We start from the raw sequence: 21,549 nt of genomic DNA, 5'->3' as shown, positions 1-21,549 counted from the left end.
GCGCGTCAGCCGCCGAAGGCCGCCTTGATCGGGGCGGCCAGGTCCACCAGCACACCGGCGGGCTGATGACGCGCGGAGATCGTGACCTCGACGTACCCGCCCTTGGCCAGCGCGGTGAACAGGGCGGGCCGCGCCGGGTCGTTGAACCACGGCACACCGTCCACCTCGGTCACCTGCTGCTGCGGGTCCATGGCCGCGGGCCTCGGCACACCGCAGCGCAGCGCGATCTCCGCCTCACCCCACACCGCGACGTACGGCGAAGGCGGCTCCGACGGCACCCGCTCGGCGCCGTCGAGGGTGCGCGGCAGCCGTCCCTCCAAGGTGCGGCAGGCCCGCGCGGTGTCACCCTGCGGGTTCGGGGGGTCGACCCGGACCGCTCCGCCGCAGCCCGACAACACGAGCACGGCCAGCACGGCCGGCACGGCCCGGATCAAGGAACCCCCCGAAAAGCGTGACGCTCAGATATGAACGATCGGACATGTAAGGGTACGCGTGATCCCCTCCACCGACTGAATCTGCGCGACCACGAGTTTGCCGAGCTCGTCGACGTTGTTCGCCTCGGCACGCACGATAACGTCGTACGGTCCTGTGACGTCCTCGGCCTGCGTGACCCCGGTGATCGACGAGATAGCCCCGGCGACCTCCGCGGCCTTGCCGACTTCGGTCTGGATAAGGATGTAGGCCTGCACCATCACGTCCTCCCGGCGGGGGCGACTTGCCATGGTTCAAATCGCCCAATCTAGATCAGCGTGCCGAATCGCCACCGTACATGGAACACACCCGGAGGTGTGCTATCACAGTCGCAGATCTTGGCGAATTCGGGATCATTGCACGTATTGTCGGACGCTTGCCACAACCTCCGGCTGTCTTGCTTGGTCCTGGTGACGACGCCGCAGTGCTCGCTGCTCCCGGTGGGAGGGTCGTCGTGACGACGGACCTCCTTCTTGAGGGTAGGCACTTCCGCCGCGATTGGTCCAGTGCGTACGACGTCGGCCGAAAGGCCGCCGCGCAGAACCTCGCCGACATCGCCGCCATGGGGGCCGAACCCACCGCGCTGTTCGTCGGCCTCGGCCTCCCCGGCGACCTGCCGGTCGAATGGCTCGACGACCTCACCGCCGGCTTCCGCGACGAATGCACCCCCGTAGGCGCCGGTGTCGCCGGCGGAGACATCTCCAGATCCGACCGGTTGGTCCTGGGAGTGACCGCGCTCGGCACCCTGGACGGCCGTCCCCCCGTCACCCGCGCCGGAGCCCGCCCCGGCGACCTCCTGGCCGTCACCGGCCGCCTCGGCCACGCCGCCGCCGGCCTGGCCCTCCTCCAGTCGGGCCATCCCGCCCCCCTCCCCTCACTGGTGGACGCGCACCGTCGTCCCCGCCCCCCGTACGCCTCAGGCCCCGAGGCGGCCCGCCTGGGGGCCACCGCGATGGCCGACGTCAGCGACGGCCTCGTGCAGGACGTGGGCCACATCGCGTCCGCGAGCGGCGTACGCGTCGAGATCGACGCCGCGGCCTTCCCCGTGCCGGACGACCTCACCGAGGCCGGCTCCCTGACCGGCGCCGACCCGGTCCGCTGGATCCTCACCGGCGGCGACGACCACGCGCTCGTGGCGACCTTCCCCGCCGCTCCACCGGCCGGCTGGCTGACCGTGGGCCGGGTCGTCGAGGGGGAAGGGGTGCGGGTGAGCGGGTATGACGAGGTGGAGGGGGGATGGGACCACTTCCGGTGACCGCCGGTCGGTGACGGGACTCCTCCGCGGCCAGACGGTGGAGAAGCGGCCGGCCCGCACGTCGGCGACCTGACTACGTGTCCCACCGAGAAGGTGCTTCTGGCCGGCTTGTCCCTCCGCGCAGTCCTGATGCCGGTGGACCGGATCGCCACCGTCGATCGATTGGTGTTCGGCGGGGTGATTGATCGCCGGATCGGGACTGGTGATCGTCCTCGGACACGGATCTCTGCGATGAACGGTCGACGGCAGGGTGGGAAGCTGTGCAGGTCAGGGGGAGTGCGAGGCGGAGGGTGGCTGGGATCACTCTCGTGAATCAGGCGAAAATTGTGACAAAGAAGTATCTAAGGTGTTATGAAGTGTGGCGCCGTAGTTTCTAGCAGAGAGGCGCTTCATGGGACGGGGCCGCCACAAGTCATCCCACGGCCGGGACAACGCCTCCGGGGACACACCGGAGGAAACCTCCCTTCTGCCGGAGTTCCCTGACGAAGTGGACTGGACCGCGGCATACCGTCCCGTCGAGCCCACCCCGGACGGCTCCCCTCGCCGCTCCAGCGCCTGGGACGCCGAACCACCGTCCTGGCCCAGCTCCTGGGACGACCCGCCTCCCACCTCCGCGGAGCCCCCCACCGGCCACACCGCTCACGGCGGACCCTCGGCGCCGCCACCCACGGGTGATGCCGGCACCGGACCCGGGGACACCGGCACGCGGTGGCCGGAGCCCTCCCGGCCCGCGACAGGCAGCCCGTCACCGGCCCCCACCGAACGGCCGACGTACACAGGCATCGACTACAAGCTTCCGATCACCGGCACCGGCGAGCCCGCCACCGGCACGGGCCGTCCTGAGACGGGTCACGGCGCGGCCGTTCGTCCTGAGGCAGGCTACGGTGCGGCCGTTCGTCCTGAGGCAGGCTACGGTGCGGCCGTTCGTCCTGAGGCAGGTCACGGCGCCGCCGCTCGTCCTGAGGCGGGCTATGGCACGGCCACCGGCCGTCCGGGGACCGATGCCGGTCTCGACGACTGGGGGACCGGGCCCGGCACACGTGCCGACGGTCCGGCGACCGGTACCGGCCCCATTAGGTTCGACACCGGTTCCTACGACCCGTTCACCGATACCGGTGCCGACGTGCTGGGAACCGACGGCGGTACCGGTGCTCGTCCTCCCCGTGCCGACAGCCGGTGGCCCGATGGCCGTGCCGAGGACCCGTGGGCCGGTAGCGGTGTTCCCGGTCCGGACGTCGATGACGGCACCCGTGTCGGCAGCCCGGGGATCGATGGGGGCCGCGGTGACCGGGGGATCGGTTCCGGTGCAAGTGCCGGCGATCCGGGAAGCGACGCCGGTGCCACCGGTGAGGAAGGGCTGGAGATCAGGCTCGGCGGGCCGCCTGCGGAGCCGTACGGCTCCGGGGACGGCGAGCCGGCACGCGGCGGTGGCTCGCGGAGGTCCAGGCGACGGCCGAAGGAACGGAACAGCCGGCGGCTGCTCGTGCTGTGCGTCGTCGCGGTCGTGGTGGCGGTGAGCGTCGTGGTGATCGGTCTGCGGCTCGCCTCAGGTCCGCTGACCCTCACCAAGGCCCCCGACTGCGGACCGGACGAGGTCTGCGCCGCGGTCGCCAGCGGCAAGCCCAACAACGGCCTGACCCTCCCCGGTACGGCGGACGCCGACCCGCTGACCACCGACACCCCCGCGGACACTCCGACGGCCACGCCGACCAAGAAGGCCAAGACGGCCGGCACCAGACCCACCCCCCGCGTCACCACGTCCGCTCCGTCCCCCCGTCCGAGCCGCACCACCGACCGGCCTCGTTCCTCCGACCGGCCCACCCCTGAACGCACCATCGCCGAACCCGACCCCGACCCCACCACGGACATCCCCGAACCGTCACCCGACGAGCCCGAGATCACCCCTCCGGTGAGCGACCCCGAGAACCAGCCGCTCACCACCACCGGCCAGGTCTCCGTAGGCTTCACCGTCTCCGACGTCACCCGAGCCGGCTACACCGCACGCGTGACCGTGACCAACACCGGCGACCCCCTGACCACCTGGCAACTCCGCCTCCCCGTCGGCGGCACCGTCACCGGCGCCGACACAGGCGACTGGTTCCAGGAAGGCGCCACCCTGGTACTCGACTCCAGCACCCCCCTGCGCGCCGACGAAACCCTGGTGGTCACCTTCACCGCCGAAGGCACCCCCACCGAACCCACCTCCTGCCGCCTCTCCACCGGCGCCTGCCAGCTCACCGCCACCTGATGACCGGTCAGTCAGGTGCGGCCACCGTCCGGCGGCGTCCTCCGCAGCGGGACCGCGCCGCCTCCGCGCCACCACCTGATGGCCGGTCAAGTACGCCACCGTCCGGTGGCGTCCTCCGCAGCGGGACCGCGCATCCTCTGAGCCATGGCGTTCCTGGACGGAGCCGTTGAGCCATCACGTTTCCTGGACGGAGCCGTGTGCCGATCACAGGACAACGCCTGGTTTCATGGGGTCATGACTCCTCCCCGCGTGCTGACCGTCGCAGGCTCCGACTCCGGGGGAGGCGCCGGCATCCAGGCGGACCTGAAGACCATGTCGGCGCTCGGCGTGCACGGCATGAGCGTGATCGCGGCGGTCACGGCGCAGAACTCCCTGGGAGTGCAGGGGTACTGGGAACTCCCCCCCGAGGCGGTGCGGGCCCAGCTCGACTCGGTGCTCGGTGACATCGGCGCACAGGCCGTCAAGACCGGCATGCTCGCGTCCCCCGCGCTCGTCGAGGTCGTGGCCGAAGTGCTCGGCACCGTGACGGCACCCGTGGTGGTCGACCCGGTGGGAGTCTCCAAACACGGCGACTCGCTGCTGGCCCCCGAGGCCGTCGAGACGGTGATCTCCCGGCTCCTCCCCGTGGCGACCGTCGTCACCCCCAACCTCTACGAGGTGGAGCAACTCACCTCGATCAAGGTCGAGGACGAGACCGGCATGCGTCCCGCCGCCGAGGCCCTGCTGTCCCTAGGCCCGACCTGGGTCCTCATCAAAGGCGGCCACCTCCCCGGCCCCCCCGTGGACCTCCTCACCGACGGCACCGAGGAGTACCGCCTGACCGCCCCCCGCCACGACAACCACCACACCCACGGCACCGGCTGCACCCTGGCCTCCGCCATAGCCTCCCACCTGGCCCTGGGCGACGACATCCCCACCGCCGTCCACAACGCCAAGACCTACGTGACCGGCGCCATCGCACACGGCTACCCACTCGGCTCAGGCATCGGCCCCGTGGACCACGCCTGGCGCCACCGCTCGACCTGACCCGGTCACGTCCACGCTTGTAGGTCGCGCGGTCGGTGCGATTGCTTCACGGTGTCTTCCTAGCGTGGCGGTTCGGGTGCGTGGAGTACACGGCGGGATGGGGTGCGGTGAATCCGGCGCCGTCGTACGGCGGCTCGCTCGGCGGACAGCTCGGTACCGGGTCTCGAGATGTGGTCGTGGAAACACGGCAGCCCGCCCCCTCGCGGGGACGGGCTGGGGAAAAGCCGTGATCGAGACTAGCGGGTGATCTTGCCGGCCTTGATGCAGGAGGTGCAGACGTTCAGCCGCTTCGGGGTGCTGCCCACCATCGCACGGACACGCTGAATGTTGGGGTTCCAGCGGCGCCGGGTGCGGCGGTGCGAGTGGGAGATGTTGTTGCCGAAGATCGGCCCCTTGCCGCAGACGTCGCAGACGGAAGCCACGGTAATCGCTCCTTAGATCAGTCGATCAGCCCGAACCGACTTCGAAGCGGTGGTCGGGCATGCCGGGACAACCGGCTGGCCGTACGAGGATATCCGAACCCCCCAGGTGCACGCGAAACGGAAGCACCACTGACGGGGATAGTCTCGTGGGACCCACCGTACCGCAACACCCGCCACCCCGCTCCCCGAACCGCGGCCTACCCCTGCCTGGCACCACCGCGGACGAGCCGAGGCGGTCGTCGGACACACGGTGGAGGGTCGGTGTCGGTGAGTCGAGGGACGTACGTGGCTGAGTCCGGGTGCGGCCACCAGGGGAGTGTCCATGGCTTCTGAGTCCGTCGGATCGCAGGCGTCCGAGCCCGAGGGCACGGGGACCGGTCCCTGGTCCGCCGGGGACGGAACGGCCGGTGTCGCGGATGCGGAGACAGCGGCCGGGCCAGGCGCGACGGGGTCCTGGCCCGGTACGGCCGGGGTCGCGGAGACGGCGCTCAAGGTCCTGGACGCGGCGGCCGTGCGGCGGTGGTCGCGACTGTGCGCGGACGCGCTCGGACGGGCCAGAGCCGAGATCGACGCGTTGAACGTGTTCCCGGTGCCGGACGGCGACACCGGGACGAACCTCCACCTGACGATGCTCTCGGCGGCCGAGGCACTCGACGGGCTCCCCGAGGACGCCGACATCGAGGTCACCTGGCGCACCTTCGCGCACGGCGCGCTGCTCGGCGCGCGCGGCAACTCGGGGGTCATCCTCAGCCAGGCGCTGCGCGGCATGGCCGAGGTGCTCAGGCGCGCCGAAGGCGGCGGTGGCGACCTGCGGGACGGCCTGGTCAGGGCCGCCGAGCTGGCGAGGAGCGCCGTCGCGAGACCCGTCGAGGGCACGGTGCTGAGTGTGCTCGCCGCCGTGGCGGGAGCCGTGCGGAACACCTCGGGGGAACTGGCGGAGGTCGCGGGCCGCGCCGCTTCGGCCGCGCGCGCGGCGCTCACCCGGACGACCGAGCAGCTCGACGTCCTCGCGCGCAACGGCGTCGTGGACGCCGGCGCCGCCGGGCTCACCGTGATCGTGGAAAGCCTCGCCGCCGTGATCACCCGGACGTACGCGGACCGGTACGACGTCCCCAGGGCCGCCGCGAAGCTCGTGCCGGCCGGGGAGGACGGCGGCCCCGGCTACGAGGTCATGTACCTGCTGGAGGCCGAGGACGCCGCCGTGGAGTCGCTGCGCCGCGAGCTGGACGCGCTCGGGGACTCCCTGGTGGTCGTCGGCGGCGAGGGCCTGTGGAACGTCCACGTGCATGTGGACGACGCCGGCGCCGCCGTCGAGGCCGGCATGCGCGCCGGCCGGCCGTACCGTGTGAAGATCACCTACCTGGCCGCCGCGGCCCGCACCCACCGTCCGGCCGGCACCGGCCGCGGCGTCGTGGCGGTGGCCGCCGGGCCCGAGATCGCGGCCCTGTTCGAGAGCGCCGGCGCCGTGACCGTACGCCGCACCCCCGGCTCGGCCCCCGCGCTGGCCGCCGTCCTGGACGCCGTGCGCGCCGCCGGCACAGAGGTCGCCGTCCTCCCCAACGACGACGGCGCGCGCGCCGTGGCGATCGCCGCCGCCGAGATCGCTCGTGAGGAAGGCGTCGTCGTGGCCGTCCTCCCCACCAAGGCCACCGTGCAGGGCCTGTCCGCTCTGGCCGTACACGACCCCCTGCGCCGCTTCGACGACGACGTGGTGGCCATGACAGGCGCCGCCGTCCACACCCGCCACGGCCACGTCTGGATCGCCGACCGAGAGGCCATGACCAGCGCCGGCCTCTGCCACCCCGGCGACGTGGTCGGCGTCATCGAGGGAGACGTGGCCCTGATCGGCATCTCCGCCGAAAAGGTGGCTCTGGACGTCGCGTCCCGCATGCTCTCCGGAAGCAGCGAACTGATCACCTTGATCGCCGGCTCCGGCCCCGGCCCCACCCTGGCCGACACCCTCCACACCCACCTCACCACCCGCCGCCCCGACCTGGAGGTGACCATCTACAACGGCGGCCAGGGCGGCTATCCCCTCCTGATCGGAGTCGAGTGACCCCCGAGCCTGACCGCAGATATGCCGGACACTTCACTCCCTGTTCGGCCGGGGCCGGCTGTCCTCTCTTGAACGGAGTGGAGTGATCCCGAGCCTGACCGCAGCTGTCCCGGACATTCACTCCCCGTTCGGCCGGGGGACGGTTGGTCCATCCTGATCGGAGGGAGTGACTCCTGACCCCGACCGGCCACAGCCGACCGCAGGGATGGTTCAGACCCTCCACCCTCCCGGCCGGAACGGAGTGACCACGGTCCCCGAGGACCCCTGTCGATCAAAACCCGAAGGACCCACGGTACGGTCCGCACCCCTTCGAAGCTCACGCCGCTCGACCACGGCCCGCTCGCCGCAGACGGCGCCTGTTCTCGGTTCTCGGGCCTCTGAGCCCTGGAGTTGTCCACAGGTGGTGCGTTGGCGGGTGTGGTTGTCGGGTGTGGACGGTAGAACTGGGTGGCGTGACGCGTTTTGAGGAGCCGCTCGGGAAGGCGCTCGATCCGAAGACGGCCAAGCCGCTGGAGAGTTCGCTCAACCTCACCACGGTGGGGGAGCTGCTGCGGCACTACCCCCGGCGGTATGCCGAGCGTGGTGAGCTGACCGAGCTCGACGCGCTGCAGGTGGACGAGTACGTCACGGTGGTCGGCGAAGTGTCCAGGCTGATGCGCAAGCCGATGCGCAACAGAGGCGGCACCTGGCTGGAGGTCGAGGTCGTCGACGGACGGCGTAACAAGATCTATCTGTCGTTCTTCGGCAAGGTGTCCCATGTGGTGGAGACTCGCCTGAAACCGGGCACCCGCGCCATGTTCTCCGGCAAGGCGGGCCGGTTCGGTCGCGGCACGGGAGGGCGGTGGCAGCTCAACCAACCCGAGTTCGAGCTGTTCGAGGAGAGCGACTCCAGCGCCGTCGAGTTCGCCGCGGCCCCCGTCCCCATCTACCCCGCCGCGGCGGGGGTGTCCTCGTGGGTCATCCGCCGCGCCATCGGCGTCGTGCTCGACACGCTCGGCCCCCTGCCGGACCCTCTCCCGGCCGACGTCCGGTCGAGACACCAGCTCACCGGCCTGGCCGAGGCGCTTGAGGCCGTGCACCGGCCCCGTGATCACGCCGACATCGGCAAGGCGCGGAAGAGGCTCAAGTTCGACGAGGCCTTCGTCCTGCAGGCCGTCCTCGCTCAGCGCCGTCAGGCCGCGGCGGCCTGGCCCGCGACCCCCCGTCCCCGCCGGGACGACGGCCTGCTCGCGCGGTTCGACGAGCGCCTGCCGTTCAGCCTCACCGAGGGCCAGCTCGAAGTAGGGGAGCGCGTAGCGGCGGAGCTCAGCCGTGATCACCCGATGCACCGCCTGCTCCAAGGCGAGGTCGGCGCCGGCAAGACCGTGGTGGCGCTGCGGGCCATGCTCCAGGTCGTGGACGCCGGGGGCCAGGCGGCGCTGCTCGCCCCCACCGAGGTCCTGGCGCAGCAGCACCACCGTTCCATCACCCGCATGCTCGGCGACCTCGCAGGCGGCGGCATCCTGGGCGGCACCGGTGTCACCCTGCTCACCGGCTCCATGGGAGCCGCGGCCCGACGCCAGGCCCTCCTGGATGCCGCCTCCGGCGCCGCCGGCATCGTGGTCGGCACTCACGCCTTGCTCCAGGAGTACGTGCAGTTCGCCGACCTCGGCCTGGTGGTCGTGGACGAGCAGCACCGCTTCGGCGTGGAGCAGCGCGACGCTCTCCGCGAGAAGGCCGGCGGTGGCCGTCCCCACGTCCTGGTGATGACCGCCACCCCCATCCCCCGCACGGTCGCCATGACCGTCTTCGGCGACCTGGAGGTCTCCACCCTCAGCCAACTCCCCGCCGGCCGGGCCCCCATCACCACCCACGTCGTCCCCGCCGCCGACAAACCCCACTACCTGGAACGCGCCTGGGAACGCGTCCGCGAGGAAGTCGGCCTCGGCCGCCAGGCGTACGTCGTCTGCCCCCGCATCGGCGACAACGAGACCGACGACGACACCGTGTCCTCCCGGCCGAGCGGCAAGGATGCGATCTCTTCCCGGCCGTCCCACAAGGACACCACGTCATCCCGACCGTCCGGCAAGGATGCGATCTCCTCCAGGCCGTCCGGCAAGGATGCGATCTCCTCCCGGCTGTCCGATGAGGACGCCATGTTCGCTCCACCATCCGACGAGGACCGCCGACCTCCCCTGTCCGTCGCCGAGGTGGCCGCCACCCTGACCGCCGGCCCTCTCGCCGGCCTGCGTGTCGAGATCCTCCACGGCCGCATGCCCCCCGAGGAGAAGGACGCCGTGATGCACTCTTTCACCAAGGGAGAGATCGACGTGCTCGTCTCCACGACCGTCATCGAGGTCGGCGTGGACGTCCCCAACTCCTCCGTCATGGTCATCATGGACGCCGACCGCTTCGGCGTCTCCCAGCTCCACCAGCTACGCGGCCGAGTAGGCCGCGGCGGCCTCCCCGGCCTCTGCCTCCTGGTCACCGACTCCCCAGAAGGCACCCCCGCCAGAGAACGCCTGGCCGCCGTCGCCGCCACCGTCGACGGCTTCGAACTCTCCCGAGTAGACCTGGAACAACGCCGAGAAGGCGACGTCCTAGGCGCAGCCCAGTCCGGCCGCAGATCAAGCCTGAAACTGCTCCAACTCCTCCGCGACGAAGACGTCATCCACCAAGCCAGAGAAGAAGCCCAAACCCTCCTCACCACCGACCCCGACCTGACCACTCACCCCGACCTGAGAGCCGAGATCGACCGCCTTCTAGGCGACTCCAAAGCCGAATACCTCGAAAAAACCTGACCACCCACGAACCGACCGACACCGGCCACGGTGTCCTGGCCCTTCGCGAGTGAACGTGCAGACCGTGCGGTGTCGTGCCGTGCCGTGTGGTGCCGTGCCGTGTGGTGCCGTGCAGTGTGGTGCCGTGCAGTGTGGTGCCGTGCCGTGTGGTGCCGTGCCGTGTGGTGCCGTGCCGTGTGGTGCCGTGCCGTGTGGTGCCGTGCCGTGTGGTGCCGTGCCGTGTGGTGCCGTGCCGTGTGGTGCCGTGCCGTGTGGTGCCGTGCCGTGTGGTGCCGTGCCGTGTGGTGCCGTGCCGTGTGGTGCCGTGCCGTGCCGTGCCGTGTGGTGCCGTGCCGTGTGGTGCCGTGCAGTGTTGGTCGTGTCGGTCGTACTGTGCGTCGACGGGCCCTCTTTTCCGGCGCCGGTACGGCGGGAAGCGGTGTGGTGAATCCGGCGCCGTCGTACGGTGGCCGGCCCAAAGAACCAGACGGCCTGACGGCATCCGACGTGACCGAGGTGGCTGGGTGCGTCGTTGCGCTGTGACCGTGGGTTCTACGTTCTGGTGCCGTCCCTGGGTCGTGGTGTTGTGGCTCGACCGCCGAGGTGATCGGGTGTAGGGGTCTCCCATTGGGTGGGTTGACAACCACTTGAGTCGACGGGCCACCCTTTCCGGCGCCGGTAACGGCGGGAGGTGGTGCGGAGGATTCGGTGCCGCTGTACGGCGGCCGACTCAACCGGAAGCTGCGGGTGGGTCGGCGGGTTGAGGTTCCGGGGTGAGTGGGGGTCGTTCGGGCCGCCGGGGGGGTGGGGGAGTGAAATGACCCAGGGCCCAGCCGCGGGACGGCCTCCCCCCGAATGCCGTCCCTGGCTGGGCCCACCCTCGGGTCAGGTGCCGAGGGCACCGGCGCGCGGAAGGGCTCACGATCACGCCGGTCGGCCTTCCCCTGGGTCACCATGAAGGCCGCAGAACTCATCATGTGGGTTCGGGCGGCCCGGGGGAATCACCCTTGCTCATTCCTCGACGACACTTGGGGACTCTTGACCTTGGGGGACGCGGAGGGCCGGGGAGCGGTGAGAATGGGACGGTGACCAGGCTGATCGCGGGGAGTGCGGGAGGGCGGCGGATCGCGGTGCCGCCGGGGCGGGGGACGCGTCCCACCAGTGATCGTGCGCGGGAGGGGGTGTTCTCCACGGTGGGGTCGCTGCTCGGGCCGCTGGACGGGGCCCGGGTGCTGGATCTTTATGCGGGGTCGGGGGCGGTGGGGCTGGAGGCGCTGTCCCGGGGTGCCTCGCACGCTTTGCTGGTGGAGGCGGACGGGAGGGCGGCGCGGACGATCCGCGGCAATGTGGGGTCGCTGGGGCTGGACGGGGCCGTAGTGGTGTCCGACAAGGTGGAGCGGGTGGTGGCGGGGCCGTGCGAGGAGCCGTACGACTTCGTGTTCGCCGATCCGCCGTACGCGGTGGGGGACGAGGCCGTGATCCGGGTGCTCGGGTCGCTCAGGGACAACGGGTGGCTGGCTGAGGACGCGCTGGTGGCGGTGGAACGTGAATCCCGCGGCGCGGACCTGGAATGGCCGCCGGGGTACGAGGCGGAGAAGGTCCGCCGCTACGGCGAAGCCGCCGTCTGGTACGCACGCGCGCTCTGAACCTCCCACGGGTTCCCCGCCGTACGACGGCGCCGGCTTTCGCCGACCTGCTTCCCGCCGACGCGGCGCCGGTCGGGTGATCTGGGGGTGTGGGTGGTGGGGGGTCGGGGGTGGTGCCGGTCTGGTCGGCTCGGTCTCGGTGTTGTCGACTTGTGTTCCGGCGACGCGGCGTCGGTTGGGTGATCTCGGTGTGGTGCCGGTCTGGTCGGGCCGGTGTCGGTGTCGTCGATCGGTGGTTAGGTGGTGGCTGTTGGGTGATCTGGGGTGGTGTCGGTCTCTAAGTTCGAGTCTCGGCGGTTTGGTGTTGTCGGTGTGGGGTCTGGTGATGTGGTGTTGGAGAGGTGGTTTGTGGTGGGGCGGGTGGGGTGGTCGGGGGTTGGGGGTGAGGGGAGGGGGGAGGGTGAGGGAAGCTAGTGTTTGGTACGTTCGCGGCGCCGGGAACCACGGATTGTGGGGGTAGGACTTGCGTCGGGTTGTGTGTCCGGGGTCGTTCGATCCTGTTACCAATGGGCATCTGGACATCATTGGGCGGACGTCTCGGTTGTATGACGAGGTCGTGGTCGCCGTTCTGATCAACGTGGAGAAGAAGAGTCTCTTCACGGTGGACGAGCGGGTCGAGACGTTGCACGCCGTGACCAAGGAGTACGGGAACGTGCGGGTGGAGAAGTTCCACGGGCTGCTCGTCGACTTCTGCAAGCAGCAGGGCATTCCGGCGATCGTCAAGGGGCTCCGCGCGGTCAGCGACTTCGACTACGAGTTGCAGATGGCCCAGCTCAACTACCGCATGTCGGGGGTGGAGACGCTGTTCATGTCGACCAACCCGGAGTACTCGTTCCTGTCGTCGAGCAGGCTGAAGGAGATCGCCAGGTACGGCGGGGACGTCTCGGGCCTGGTGCCCGATCTGGTGCATCGCATGCTGGTCGAGCGGTTGCGCGGCTGAGTCCTGGTATTGTTTCTATTCGGCCTTGTACGACGGCGGTGATTCGCCATGCCTCATGAGAGCAGGAAGACGCTGCGCAGCCTCGACCCCCGAGCCCCCTGGGTGTTGTCCACCCATGATCTGGGCCGGCGGCCCGGGTCCATGCGGCGGATCTCACCTGTGCTCCCGGCTCCGGCGAATCTCACCGTCGGCATGATCGGCGTCCTTGAGGGTGTCGATGTCGAGCTGGAGATCCGGCTCGAGGCGGTGATGGAGGGTGTGCTCGTCACGGGCACGGCGCGGGTGCCGCTCAGCGGCGAGTGCTCGCGTTGCCTGGATCCGCTGGCCTCGGTGATCGAGGTCGGCTTCCAGGAGCTCTATTTCTACTCGGCGGAGGACGCCGCGGAGGACGATTCACTCCTCGACGGTGAACTGCTCGATCTCGAGCCGGTGTTCCGCGACGCGGTGGTGCTCGCACTGCCGTTGAGCCCGGTGTGCAGCGAAGACTGCCCCGGGTTGTGCGTGGAGTGCGGTACGAAGCTGGCTGACGCCGGCCCGGACCACCGGCACGAAAAGATCGACGCCCGCTGGGCGGCGCTGCAGGGCCTGAGAACCGATACGAACACCAACGACCAGGAGGGTTGACGTGGCCGTCCCCAAGCGGAAGATGTCGCGGAGCAACACCCGCTCCCGCCGCGCGCAGTGGAAGACCGCCGCGCCGGTGCTCGCGAAGTGCAACCAGTGCCGCTCGCCGAAGCTGCCTCACGTCGCCTGCCCGACCTGCGGCACCTACAACCGCCGTCAGGTCATCGAGCCGTCGGCCTGACGCTCTCGATCGGCCGGTGTCCCGGCCGGATGCGAGGCGTCCGGCCGGCCGGGACCGGCCCGTCGAAAGCGTGCGGTGGCGGTTCGCCCGCGGCCGTGGTGGACGCCGGGGCTGCCGCAATCTCCCGGCGTCCACCACGTTTTCGGGCCCGTGTTCCATCCGCCATCGCGAACAGTGGTCGTGACGTGCTCATTTCACGTGACGGCCGTAGATTCGTCCGAGGAGGAGACGTGGCCGCAGGTGGCAAGCCGATCGATGTGACCATCGCGAGAGACGAGCTCGACCGCGAGATCGGTGTCCGTCTGAACGAAGCACTTCTGGAGCGGGCTTTGACGCACCGTTCCTACGCGTACGAGAACGGTGGTCTGCCGACCAACGAGCGCCTTGAGTTCCTCGGTGACTCGGTGCTCGGCCTGGTGGTCACCGACACCCTGTTCCGCGGTCACCCCGACCTGCCGGAGGGTCAGCTCGCCAAGCTCCGCGCGGCGGTGGTGAACATGCGTGCGCTCGCCGACGTGGCGCGTGACCTCGGCCTCGGCCGGTTCATGCGTCTCGGCCGCGGCGAGGAGGGCACCGGGGGCCGTGACAAGTCGTCGATCCTCGCCGACACCCTTGAGGCGCTGATCGGCGCGGTGTACGTCGACAAGGGCCTCGACGAGGCGTTCCGCGTGGTCCATCTGCTGTTCGACCCGCTGATCAAGCGGTCGGCGTCGCTCGGCGCGGGCCTGGACTGGAAGACGTCCCTGCAGGAGCTGACGGCGTCCGAGATGCTCGGTGTCCCCGAGTACCACGTGGACGAGAGCGGGCCCGACCACGCCAAGTCGTTCACGGCCGTGGTGCGTGTCGGCGGCCAGGAGTACGGCTCGGGTGCGGGCCGCAGCAAGAAGGAAGCCGAGCAGCAGGCCGCGGAGGCCGCCTGGAACGCCATCCGGGCCCGCCGCCAGGCCGCGGAGAGCCTGGAGAAGGCGGCCACCTGACGTCATGCCCGAGTTGCCGGAGGTCGAGGTCGTCCGGGACGGCCTGTCGCGCTGGGTGGCGGGACGCACGGTCCTCGGGGCCGATGTGCTGCACGCGCGCGCGGTGCGCAGGCATCTGCCTGGCCCGGTGGAGTTCGCGGCCCGCCTGAGGGGCCGGGTGATCCGCTCGGCGGAGCGCCGCGGCAAGTACCTGTGGATGCCGCTCGGTGAGCCTGAGGCGGGTGGGGACGCTCTGCTGGCGCATCTCGGCATGAGCGGCCAGCTTCTGGTCACCGGCGCGGACTCCCCGGCGGAGAAGCACCTGCGGGTCCGGCTCGGTTTCACCGATGCCGCCGGCGAACTGCGTTTCGTGGACCAGCGGACGTTCGGCCATCTCATGGTCGCCACGCTGGTGCCGGCGAAGGCCGGCGGCCGGCCGGTGCCTGAGCCGATCGCGCACATCGCGGCCGACCCGTTCGAGGATGGGTTCGACGACGAGGTGTTCGCGACCCGCCTGGCGCTCCGGCAGACCGAGATCAAAAGAGCGCTGCTCGACCAGTCGCTGATCAGCGGTGTCGGCAACATCTACGCCGACGAGGCGTTGTGGCGGGCCCGCCTGCACGGGAGCGTGCCGACCCGGTCGCTGAGCCGCGCCAAGGTGGCCGAGTTGCTCGCGGCCGTGCGCGCGGTGATGTCGGAGGCGCTCGGCCAGGGTGGCACGTCGTTCGACAGCCTGTACGTCAACGTGAACGGTGAGAGCGGCTATTTCGACCGTTCGCTGAACGTCTACGGACGCGAAGGCGAGCCGTGCGGCCGGTGCGGCGCTCCGGTGCTGCGGGAGGCCTTCATGAACAGGTCCTCCTACAGTTGTCCCCGTTGTCAGCCCCGGGTGGCCGGGTGACGGGCCCCGCCGAGCGGGTCAGGCTCAACGCGTGGGTACGCGGCCGGGTCCAGGGGGTGGGTTTCCGCTGGTGGACGCGGTCGCGCGCTCTGGAGCTCGGCTTGGTCGGGTCGGCGTCCAACCTCGCGGACGGCCGGGTGGAGGTCGTCGCGGAAGGGCCGCGTGAGGCCTGTGAGCGCCTTCTCGCGCTGCTCAGAGGCGGTGACACTCCCGGACGCGTGGACGTGGTCGTGGAACGCTGGTCCCGGCCCCGTGGGGGTTTCGGCGGATTTGTAGAGCGCTAGCCGCTTCCCTGAAACCCTACAAATGCGGTATATTTGCATGTCGGGAGTGCCCATTGGCGTATTCATGGGGAGCGTTCAACTTGACCGCCTCCATCGCCGGTGCGACTCTTGAGAGGAAACACGCGCACCCCTCCCGCGGCAAGAAGTGCGCGAACCAGTTTGGTCACTCAGCGTGGAGGACCCTTAACCATGGCGAAGGCTCTACTCGGCCACGTCGGCGGTCTCGACCCTCGAATGGTCTCGGAAATGCGCCGTCTCCAGCAGCGAATCCGGGATCTGGAGGCGGAGCTCACCAGGCTCCAGGCGCAGAACGACGCTCTCGCCGCGCAGTCGCGCGATGAGGCGTTCACGCGTTTGCAGGATCGCGAGCCGGCCCTCACCTGAGGCTCGGTACGGCAGTACATCATGTCAGGGACGCCCCCCAAAGGCGTCCCTAGTCATTTGTCTTCCCTCGCGCAGGTCGTTACCCCGGTCCAGCCCTAACCAACCCTCATGAGCGGCGGTCGTCAGGCCGAATCGGCACCGCCGCTCCACAGGTTGGCCGCCTGGAGCCCCTTGACCCGATAGTCTGCCCCGCAGGGTCGCCCTGATCGGCGTCACCCGAGCATCACGGGGGGAGGCCGCGGGTTGTATCTCAAGAACCTCACCCTGCGCGGCTTCAAGTCCTTCGCGTCGGCCACCGCGTTGCGGTTCGAGCCCGGCATCACCTGTGTGGTCGGCCCCAACGGCTCCGGCAAGTCCAACGTCGTGGACGCTCTGGCGTGGGTCATGGGGGAGCACAGCGCCAAGTCGCTGCGCGGCGGCAAGATGGAGGACGTCATCTTCGCCGGCACCTCCTCACGGCCCCCGCTCGGCCGCGCCGAGGTGACGCTCACCATCGACAACAGCGACGGCGCGCTGCCGATCGACTACACCGAGGTCACCATCAGCCGGCTGATGTTCCGGTCCGGCCAGAGCGAGTACGCCATCAACGGCGACACCTGCCGCCTCCTCGACATCCAGGAGCTGCTGTCGGACTCCGGCATCGGCCGCGAGATGCACGTCATCGTCGGCCAGGGTCAGCTCGACACGGTGCTGCACGCGGGTCCCGAGGAGCGCCGCGCGTTCATCGAGGAAGCCGCCGGTGTGCTCAAGCATCGCAAGCGCAAAGAGAAGGCCTTGCGCAAGCTCGACGCCATGCAGGCCAACCTCACCCGCGTGCAGGACCTCGCCAACGAGCTGCGGCGCCAGCTCAAGCCGCTCGGCCGTCAGGCCGAGATCGCGCGCAAGGCCGCCGTCATCCAGGCCGACCTGCGTGACGCACGGCTGCGCCTGCTCGCCGACGACGTCGTGCGGCTGCGTGAGCACCTCGACCGTGAGGCCGCCGACGAGTCGGCCGTGCTCGCGCGGCGCGCTCAGGTCGAGACCGAGCTCGGCCGGGGCCAGGCCAGGGAGACCGAGCTGGAGGCCGCCGAGGCCGCGGCCCAGCCGCGTCTCGCCTCGGCCCAGGAGACCTACTACCGCCTCGCGGGCCTGAAGGAACGGCTGCACAGCGTCGAGACCCTCGCCGCCGAGCGCCATCGGCACGCGCTGGAGGCCGCCACGATCGAGCGGCGCGGCCGTGACCCCGAGGACTACGAACGCGAGGCCGGCGAGGTGCGTGAGCGCGAGCAGGCGCTCAAGGCCGAGCTCGACATCGCCGAGGAGATCCTCGATCAGGCGGTGACGCGTCGCGAGGACGCCGAGAGCGCGCTGGGGGCCGAGGAACGGCGGCTCGCCGCCGCGGCCCGCGCGGCGGCCGACCGTCGTGAGGGCCTGGCCCGGCTGCGCGGCGAGGTCGCGGCGGTGCGGGGCAGGGCCAGGGCCGCCGAGGAGGAGATCGGCCGGCTGACCAAGGCGCTGGACGACGCCGAGCGGCGCAGCGCCGCCGCGCAGGAGGAGCACGACGAGCTGGAGCGGGCCGAGCCCGCCGCCGATCCCGAGCTGCTGGCCGAGCTGGCCCGCGCCGAGGCCGGCGTCGAGGAGGCCAAGGCCGTGGCCGGCGAGGCGAAGGCCGCCGCCGACGAGGCGAGAGCCGCCGCCGAGGTTCCGCGCAAGGCCCTCACCGACGCGCGCGCCGCGCTCGGCACCGCGCGCACGGCCGACCAGGAGGCCCAGCGTGCCGTCGCGGCCCTCGAGGCCAGGCGCGAGGCACTGGAGCTCAGCCTTTCCGGCGGCGCCGACGGCGGCGCGACGCTGCTCGCGGCCGGGCTGACCGGTGTGCTCGGGCCGCTGGCCGCGATGATGACCGTGGAGACCGGGGCCGAGATCGCGGTGGCGGCGGTGCTCGGCGCCGCCGCCGAAGCGGTCGCGGTCCAGTCGCTGTCCGCGGTGGTGGACGCCGCGGAGCTGCTGCGCGCGGAGAAGTCCGGCCGCGCGTCCCTGGTGATCGCCTCCGACGCGGCCCCGGCGAGGCCCGTCCCACTGGACGGCGCACGCTGGGCCGCCGACCTGGTGCGCGTCACGGCCCCCTTCCACGCCTCCGTCGAGGCGCTGCTGCGCGGCGTGGTCGTCGTGGACGACGTGACCGTGGCGCGCAAGGTCGTGGAGGAGCGTCCCGACCTGCGCGCGGTCACCTGGACAGGTGACCTCGTCGGCATTCACCACGCCGAGGCGGGCCCCGGTGGCGGCACGTCGGTGCTCCAGGTGCGCACGGCGCTCGACCAGGCCACCGCCGACCTCCACCAGGCCCACGCCGCCGCGGCCGGCACGACGGAGGCGCTGGAGCTGGCCGCCGAGGCCGAGCGCACGGCGCAGGCCGCCGTGGAGGCCGCGCAGGCCCACGCCGCGCAGGCCCGCACGGTGGTCGACGCCGCACAGACCGGGGTGAACACCGCGCAGGCCATCCTGGACGGTGTGCGCCGCCGCCAGCGCGAGGCCGACCAGCGGGTCGCGGCGTCGGCCAGGCGGCTCGCTCAGCTCGGGGCCGCCGCGCAGGCCGCCAGAGGTGAGTGCGATCGCCTCACCGCGAGCGTCACCGCGGCCCGTGAGGCACGCGACCGGCACCTGGCCGGGGTCACCGAGATGGAGGAGAGCCTCGCCGAAGCCGAGTACGCCGACGAGCTGACCGCCGAGCCCACCACCGAGACCCGTGACGGGCTGGCCGCGGAGTGCGCGGTGACCCGCCAGGCCGAGATGGAGGCCCGTCTCGCCGTCCGCACCGCCGAGGAGCGCGTACGCGGCATCGCCGGCCGCGCCGACCAGCTCATGCGGGCCGCGCGGCGCGAGCGTGAGGAGCGTGCCGGGGCCGCGGCCCTGCGCGCGCGGCGCCGCGCGCAGGCCGAGGTCGCCGAGTCGGTGCTGCGTGGCGCTCGGCGCGCGCTCGGCGCGCTCGACTACTCTCTGGGGCTGGCCGAGACCGAGCGGGTGGCGGCCGAGACGGCACGCGGCGAGATCGACACCGAGCTCAAGGCCGTGCGCGTCCGGGTCCGCGAGCTGTCGGCCGAGCTGGACCGCCTGGTCAACCGCGCGCACGGCAACGAGGTGGCCCGCACCGAGCGCCGCCTGCGCCTTGAGCAGATGGAGACCCGGGCCCTTGAGGAGTTCGGCGTCGAGCCCGAGGCGCTGGTCCGCGAGTACGGCCCCGACCAGCCGGTGCCGCTCGCCGAGGGCGACCCCGTGCCGTACGTCCGCGAGGAGCAGGAGAAACGGGCCCGTGTCGCCGAGCGCCAGATGACCCAGCTCGGCAAGGTCAACCCGCTGGCCCTTGAGGAGTTCGCCGCTCTGGAGGAACGCCACACGTTCCTCAACTCACAGCTCGAAGACCTCCGCAAGACCCGCCGCGACCTGCTGTTGGTGGTCAAGGAGGTCGACGAGCGGGTGGAGCAGGTCTTCACCGCGGCCTACGAGGACGTCGCACGCGAGTTCGAGACCATCTTCACCCGCGTCTTCCCCGGCGGCGAGGGCCGCCTGGTCCTCACCGACCCCACCGACATGCTGACCACCGGTGTCGACGTGGAGGCCCGACCCCCCGGCAAGAAGGTCAAGCGCCTGTCGCTGCTCTCCGGCGGCGAGCGCTCCCTGACCGCCGTCGCCTTCCTGATCTCCATCTTCAAGGCCCGGCCGTCCCCGTTCTACGTGATGGACGAGGTCGAGGCGGCCCTGGACGACACCAACACCCAGCGCCTGCTCACCCTCTTCGAGGAGCTGCGCCAGAGCTCACAGCTCATCGTCATCACCCATCAGAAACGCACCATGGAGATCGCCGACGCGCTGTACGGCGTCAGCATGCGCGGCGACGGCGTCACCCAGGTCGTCAGCCAGCGCCTCAGGGACCGCGAGATCGCCTAGCGCCTGTGCGGGCCCGTCGCGCCGGCGCACACCACGGTCTCGACGGACGGGACCATGACGGGGTCGGCGGAGACGACCGGACCGGCCGGCCGTGCCGTCCGGTCCACCCGGACTTCCCGTGAGTTGTCCACAACGGTGTGGGGCGGGGAGTGACCATGGCCGGTCGTCTGGGAAACTGACGTCTTGTGGACGGGTACATCGGCATCTTTCTGATCGTCATCGCGATCGCGGTCTTCGCGGTCGGCGGCATGCTGCTGTTGTTGCGGCCGAGGCGGCGGCAGGCGCCGCCGGTGGTGCCGCCGCAGGCGCCGGAGGTCACCGACCAGCGGCCTGGTGGTACGGCCGTCGTGGAGGAGGACGCCGCGACGACCACCATCCCGCCGCCGGTGCGGCCCGCGGAGCCGGTGGCGCCGCCTGCGCCGGTCATCGAGATCCCGCCGCCGTCGGCGGGCCGCATGGTGCGGCTGCGGGCCAGGCTGGCGCGGTCGCAGACGTCGCTCGGCCGGGGCCTGCTGGACCTGCTGTCCAGGGACCGGCTCGACGACGACGCGTGGGACGACATCGAGGACGCGCTGATCACGGCCGATGTCGGTGTGACGCCGACCCAGATGATGACCGAAGAGCTGCGCACCCGGGTGAAGGTGCTCGGTTCGCGTGACCGCGCCGAGGTGCGGGGGCTGCTGCGTGAGCAGTTGCTGGCGCAGATCAATCCTGATCTCGACCGCACCCTGCACACGAGCCCCCATGGTGACCGGCCGGCTGTCGTCCTGGTCGTCGGGGTCAACGGCACCGGCAAGACCACCACCACCGGCAAGCTGGCCCGTGCGCTGATCGGCGACGGCCGCAAGGTCCTGCTCGGTGCGGCCGACACCTTCCGCGCCGCCGCCGCCGACCAGCTCCAGACGTGGGGGGAGCGTGTCGGCGCCGAGGTGGTCCGCAAGGACGAGGGGGCCGACCCCGCGTCGGTGGCGTTCGACGCCGTGAGCAAAGGCATCACCGACAAGGTCGACACCGTGATCGTCGACACCGCCGGCCGGCTCCACACCAAGACCGGGCTCATGGACGAGCTCGGCAAGGTCAAGCGCGTCATCGAGAAGAAGGCCACCGTCGACGAGGTCCTGCTGGTCCTCGACGCCACCACCGGCCAGAACGGCATGCGCCAGGCCCAGGTCTTCGCCGAGGCCGTCAACGTCACCGGCATCGTCCTCACCAAGCTGGACGGCACCGCCAAGGGTGGCATCGTGATCTCGGTGCAGCGCGAGCTCGGTGTCCCGGTGAAGCTCGTCGGCCTCGGTGAGGGCCCCGACGACCTGGCCCCCTTCGACCCCGAGGTCTTCGTCGACGCGATCCTCGGCGACTGATCCCGCGCCGGCCCGCGGTCTCACGTCACGGTGAGGTCGCGGCCGTGCGGCGGGGGCCGGTGGTCAGGAGGTCGCACCGGTCTCACGTCACGGTGAGGTCGCGGCGCGCGG

General features: G+C 71.1%; 20 protein-coding genes. 15 read left to right on the top strand and 5 right to left on the bottom strand.

What is annotated here, in order from left to right; translation table 11 throughout:
• Positions 1–5: 5 nt before the first annotated feature.
• Both BJ992_RS26590 and BJ992_RS26585 read right to left on the bottom strand, forming a co-directional pair.
• Complete coding sequence (locus BJ992_RS26590; protein WP_221474994.1) at positions 6–434, bottom strand: DUF3515 family protein; 429 nt, start codon at positions 432–434, stop codon at positions 6–8.
• Positions 435–458: 24 nt separating this feature from the next.
• Positions 459–692, bottom strand: coding sequence for an Lrp/AsnC family transcriptional regulator (locus tag BJ992_RS26585; RefSeq protein WP_184985563.1), 234 nt, complete (start codon positions 690–692; stop codon positions 459–461).
• Between the two features lie 77 nt (positions 693–769).
• Between BJ992_RS26585 and BJ992_RS26580 the strand changes: the two genes are divergently transcribed.
• The gene (locus BJ992_RS26580; protein ID WP_184985561.1) at positions 770–1,726 is read left to right on the top strand and encodes a thiamine-phosphate kinase; all 957 of its coding nucleotides are present in this window, start codon (positions 770–772) and stop codon (positions 1,724–1,726) included.
• 639 nt (positions 1,727–2,365) lie between these two features.
• Here the strand turns inward: BJ992_RS26580 and BJ992_RS26575 are convergent.
• Complete coding sequence (locus BJ992_RS26575; protein WP_184985559.1) at positions 2,366–2,509, bottom strand: hypothetical protein; 144 nt, start codon at positions 2,507–2,509, stop codon at positions 2,366–2,368.
• A 340-nt stretch (positions 2,510–2,849) separates the two neighbouring features.
• Here BJ992_RS26575 and BJ992_RS26570 point away from each other — a divergent pair, with 340 nt between their 5' ends.
• A complete protein-coding gene (locus BJ992_RS26570; protein ID WP_184985557.1) occupies positions 2,850–3,974 on the top strand; it encodes a hypothetical protein in 1,125 nt (374 codons plus the stop codon).
• A 234-nt stretch (positions 3,975–4,208) separates the two neighbouring features.
• Complete coding sequence (gene thiD / locus BJ992_RS26565; protein ID WP_184985555.1) at positions 4,209–5,000, top strand: bifunctional hydroxymethylpyrimidine kinase/phosphomethylpyrimidine kinase; 792 nt, start codon at positions 4,209–4,211, stop codon at positions 4,998–5,000.
• A 236-nt stretch (positions 5,001–5,236) separates the two neighbouring features.
• On the opposite strand, the gene rpmB is transcribed toward thiD, so the two are convergent.
• Complete coding sequence (gene rpmB, locus BJ992_RS26560) at positions 5,237–5,422, bottom strand: 50S ribosomal protein L28 (RefSeq protein WP_184985553.1); 186 nt, start codon at positions 5,420–5,422, stop codon at positions 5,237–5,239.
• A 322-nt stretch (positions 5,423–5,744) separates the two neighbouring features.
• Here rpmB and BJ992_RS26555 point away from each other — a divergent pair, with 322 nt between their 5' ends.
• The 4 genes from BJ992_RS26555 (at position 5,745) to coaD (ending at position 12,823) form a co-directional block, all read left to right on the top strand.
• Positions 5,745–7,478, top strand: coding sequence for a DAK2 domain-containing protein (locus BJ992_RS26555; protein WP_184985551.1), 1,734 nt, complete (start codon positions 5,745–5,747; stop codon positions 7,476–7,478).
• A 452-nt stretch (positions 7,479–7,930) separates the two neighbouring features.
• Entirely contained in the window at positions 7,931–10,258 is a 2,328-nt protein-coding gene (gene recG, locus BJ992_RS26550) for an ATP-dependent DNA helicase RecG (protein ID WP_184985549.1), read from the top strand.
• 1,064 nt (positions 10,259–11,322) lie between these two features.
• Positions 11,323–11,883: a 16S rRNA (guanine(966)-N(2))-methyltransferase RsmD gene (rsmD, locus tag BJ992_RS26545; protein WP_184985547.1), complete on the top strand. Its 561-nt coding sequence runs from the start codon at positions 11,323–11,325 to the stop codon at positions 11,881–11,883.
• A 463-nt stretch (positions 11,884–12,346) separates the two neighbouring features.
• Positions 12,347–12,823 (top strand): pantetheine-phosphate adenylyltransferase, encoded by a 477-nt coding sequence (gene coaD / locus BJ992_RS26540; protein WP_184985545.1) that lies wholly within the window; start codon positions 12,347–12,349, stop codon positions 12,821–12,823.
• 53 nt (positions 12,824–12,876) lie between these two features.
• Here the strand turns inward: coaD and BJ992_RS33330 are convergent, their stop codons facing one another.
• A complete protein-coding gene (locus BJ992_RS33330; protein ID WP_246497733.1) occupies positions 12,877–13,017 on the bottom strand; it encodes a hypothetical protein in 141 nt (46 codons plus the stop codon).
• On the opposite strand from BJ992_RS33330, the gene BJ992_RS26535 reads away from it, so the two are divergent.
• The 8 genes from BJ992_RS26535 (at position 12,965) to ftsY (ending at position 21,438) form a co-directional block, all read left to right on the top strand.
• Positions 12,965–13,447 (top strand): YceD family protein, encoded by a 483-nt coding sequence (locus BJ992_RS26535; protein ID WP_246496777.1) that lies wholly within the window; start codon positions 12,965–12,967, stop codon positions 13,445–13,447. The two genes, BJ992_RS33330 and BJ992_RS26535, sit on opposite strands and share 53 nt — an antisense overlap.
• Position 13,448: 1 nt before the next feature.
• On the top strand, positions 13,449–13,628 hold the full coding sequence (gene rpmF, locus BJ992_RS26530; protein ID WP_184985541.1) for a 50S ribosomal protein L32: 180 nt from the start codon (positions 13,449–13,451) through the stop codon (positions 13,626–13,628).
• Between the two features lie 230 nt (positions 13,629–13,858).
• A complete protein-coding gene (gene rnc / locus BJ992_RS26525) occupies positions 13,859–14,605 on the top strand; it encodes a ribonuclease III (RefSeq protein ID WP_425503706.1) in 747 nt (248 codons plus the stop codon).
• A gap of 4 nt (positions 14,606–14,609) precedes the next feature.
• Positions 14,610–15,485 (top strand): bifunctional DNA-formamidopyrimidine glycosylase/DNA-(apurinic or apyrimidinic site) lyase, encoded by an 876-nt coding sequence (gene mutM, locus BJ992_RS26520; RefSeq protein ID WP_184985539.1) that lies wholly within the window; start codon positions 14,610–14,612, stop codon positions 15,483–15,485.
• Positions 15,482–15,769 carry an acylphosphatase gene (locus tag BJ992_RS26515; protein ID WP_184989042.1) on the top strand — a complete coding sequence of 96 codons (288 nt, stop codon included), beginning with the start codon at positions 15,482–15,484 and terminating at the stop codon, positions 15,767–15,769. The genes mutM and BJ992_RS26515 overlap by 4 nt, the downstream gene beginning before the upstream one ends.
• Positions 15,770–15,958: 189 nt before the next feature.
• A complete protein-coding gene (locus BJ992_RS26510; protein WP_184985537.1) occupies positions 15,959–16,153 on the top strand; it encodes a hypothetical protein in 195 nt (64 codons plus the stop codon).
• Positions 16,154–16,396: 243 nt separating this feature from the next.
• Positions 16,397–20,077 carry a chromosome segregation protein SMC gene (gene smc / locus BJ992_RS26505; RefSeq protein WP_184985535.1) on the top strand — a complete coding sequence of 1,227 codons (3,681 nt, stop codon included), beginning with the start codon at positions 16,397–16,399 and terminating at the stop codon, positions 20,075–20,077.
• Positions 20,078–20,325: 248 nt separating this feature from the next.
• A complete protein-coding gene (ftsY, locus tag BJ992_RS26500; RefSeq protein ID WP_221475751.1) occupies positions 20,326–21,438 on the top strand; it encodes a signal recognition particle-docking protein FtsY in 1,113 nt (370 codons plus the stop codon).
• Positions 21,439–21,549: the final 111 nt, after the last annotated feature.

This window comes from Sphaerisporangium rubeum, assembly GCF_014207705.1.
Classification (GTDB): domain Bacteria; phylum Actinomycetota; class Actinomycetes; order Streptosporangiales; family Streptosporangiaceae; genus Sphaerisporangium; species Sphaerisporangium rubeum.
Note: the sequence above shows the minus strand (reverse complement) of the source record. Positions and strands in the feature narration are given on the sequence as shown.

Excerpts from the sequence above, each read along its gene's own strand:
- BJ992_RS26580 (WP_184985561.1), top strand. The coding sequence starts at position 770 with ATGGAACACACCCGGAGGTGTGCTATCACAGTCGCAGATCTTGGCGAA.
- BJ992_RS26510 (WP_184985537.1), top strand. The coding sequence starts at position 15,959 with ATGGCGAAGGCTCTACTCGGCCACGTCGGCGGTCTCGACCCTCGAATG.
- BJ992_RS33330 (WP_246497733.1), bottom strand. The coding sequence starts at position 13,017 with ATGCCGACGGTGAGATTCGCCGGAGCCGGGAGCACAGGTGAGATCCGC.
- ftsY (WP_221475751.1), top strand. The coding sequence starts at position 20,326 with ATGCTGCTGTTGTTGCGGCCGAGGCGGCGGCAGGCGCCGCCGGTGGTG.
- BJ992_RS26555 (WP_184985551.1), top strand. The coding sequence starts at position 5,745 with ATGGCTTCTGAGTCCGTCGGATCGCAGGCGTCCGAGCCCGAGGGCACG.
- BJ992_RS26535 (WP_246496777.1), top strand. The coding sequence starts at position 12,965 with ATGCGGCGGATCTCACCTGTGCTCCCGGCTCCGGCGAATCTCACCGTC.
- mutM (WP_184985539.1), top strand. The coding sequence starts at position 14,610 with ATGCCCGAGTTGCCGGAGGTCGAGGTCGTCCGGGACGGCCTGTCGCGC.
- BJ992_RS26585 (WP_184985563.1), bottom strand. The coding sequence starts at position 692 with ATGGTGCAGGCCTACATCCTTATCCAGACCGAAGTCGGCAAGGCCGCG.
- BJ992_RS26575 (WP_184985559.1), bottom strand. The coding sequence starts at position 2,509 with ATGCCTGTGTACGTCGGCCGTTCGGTGGGGGCCGGTGACGGGCTGCCT.
- thiD (WP_184985555.1), top strand. The coding sequence starts at position 4,209 with ATGACTCCTCCCCGCGTGCTGACCGTCGCAGGCTCCGACTCCGGGGGA.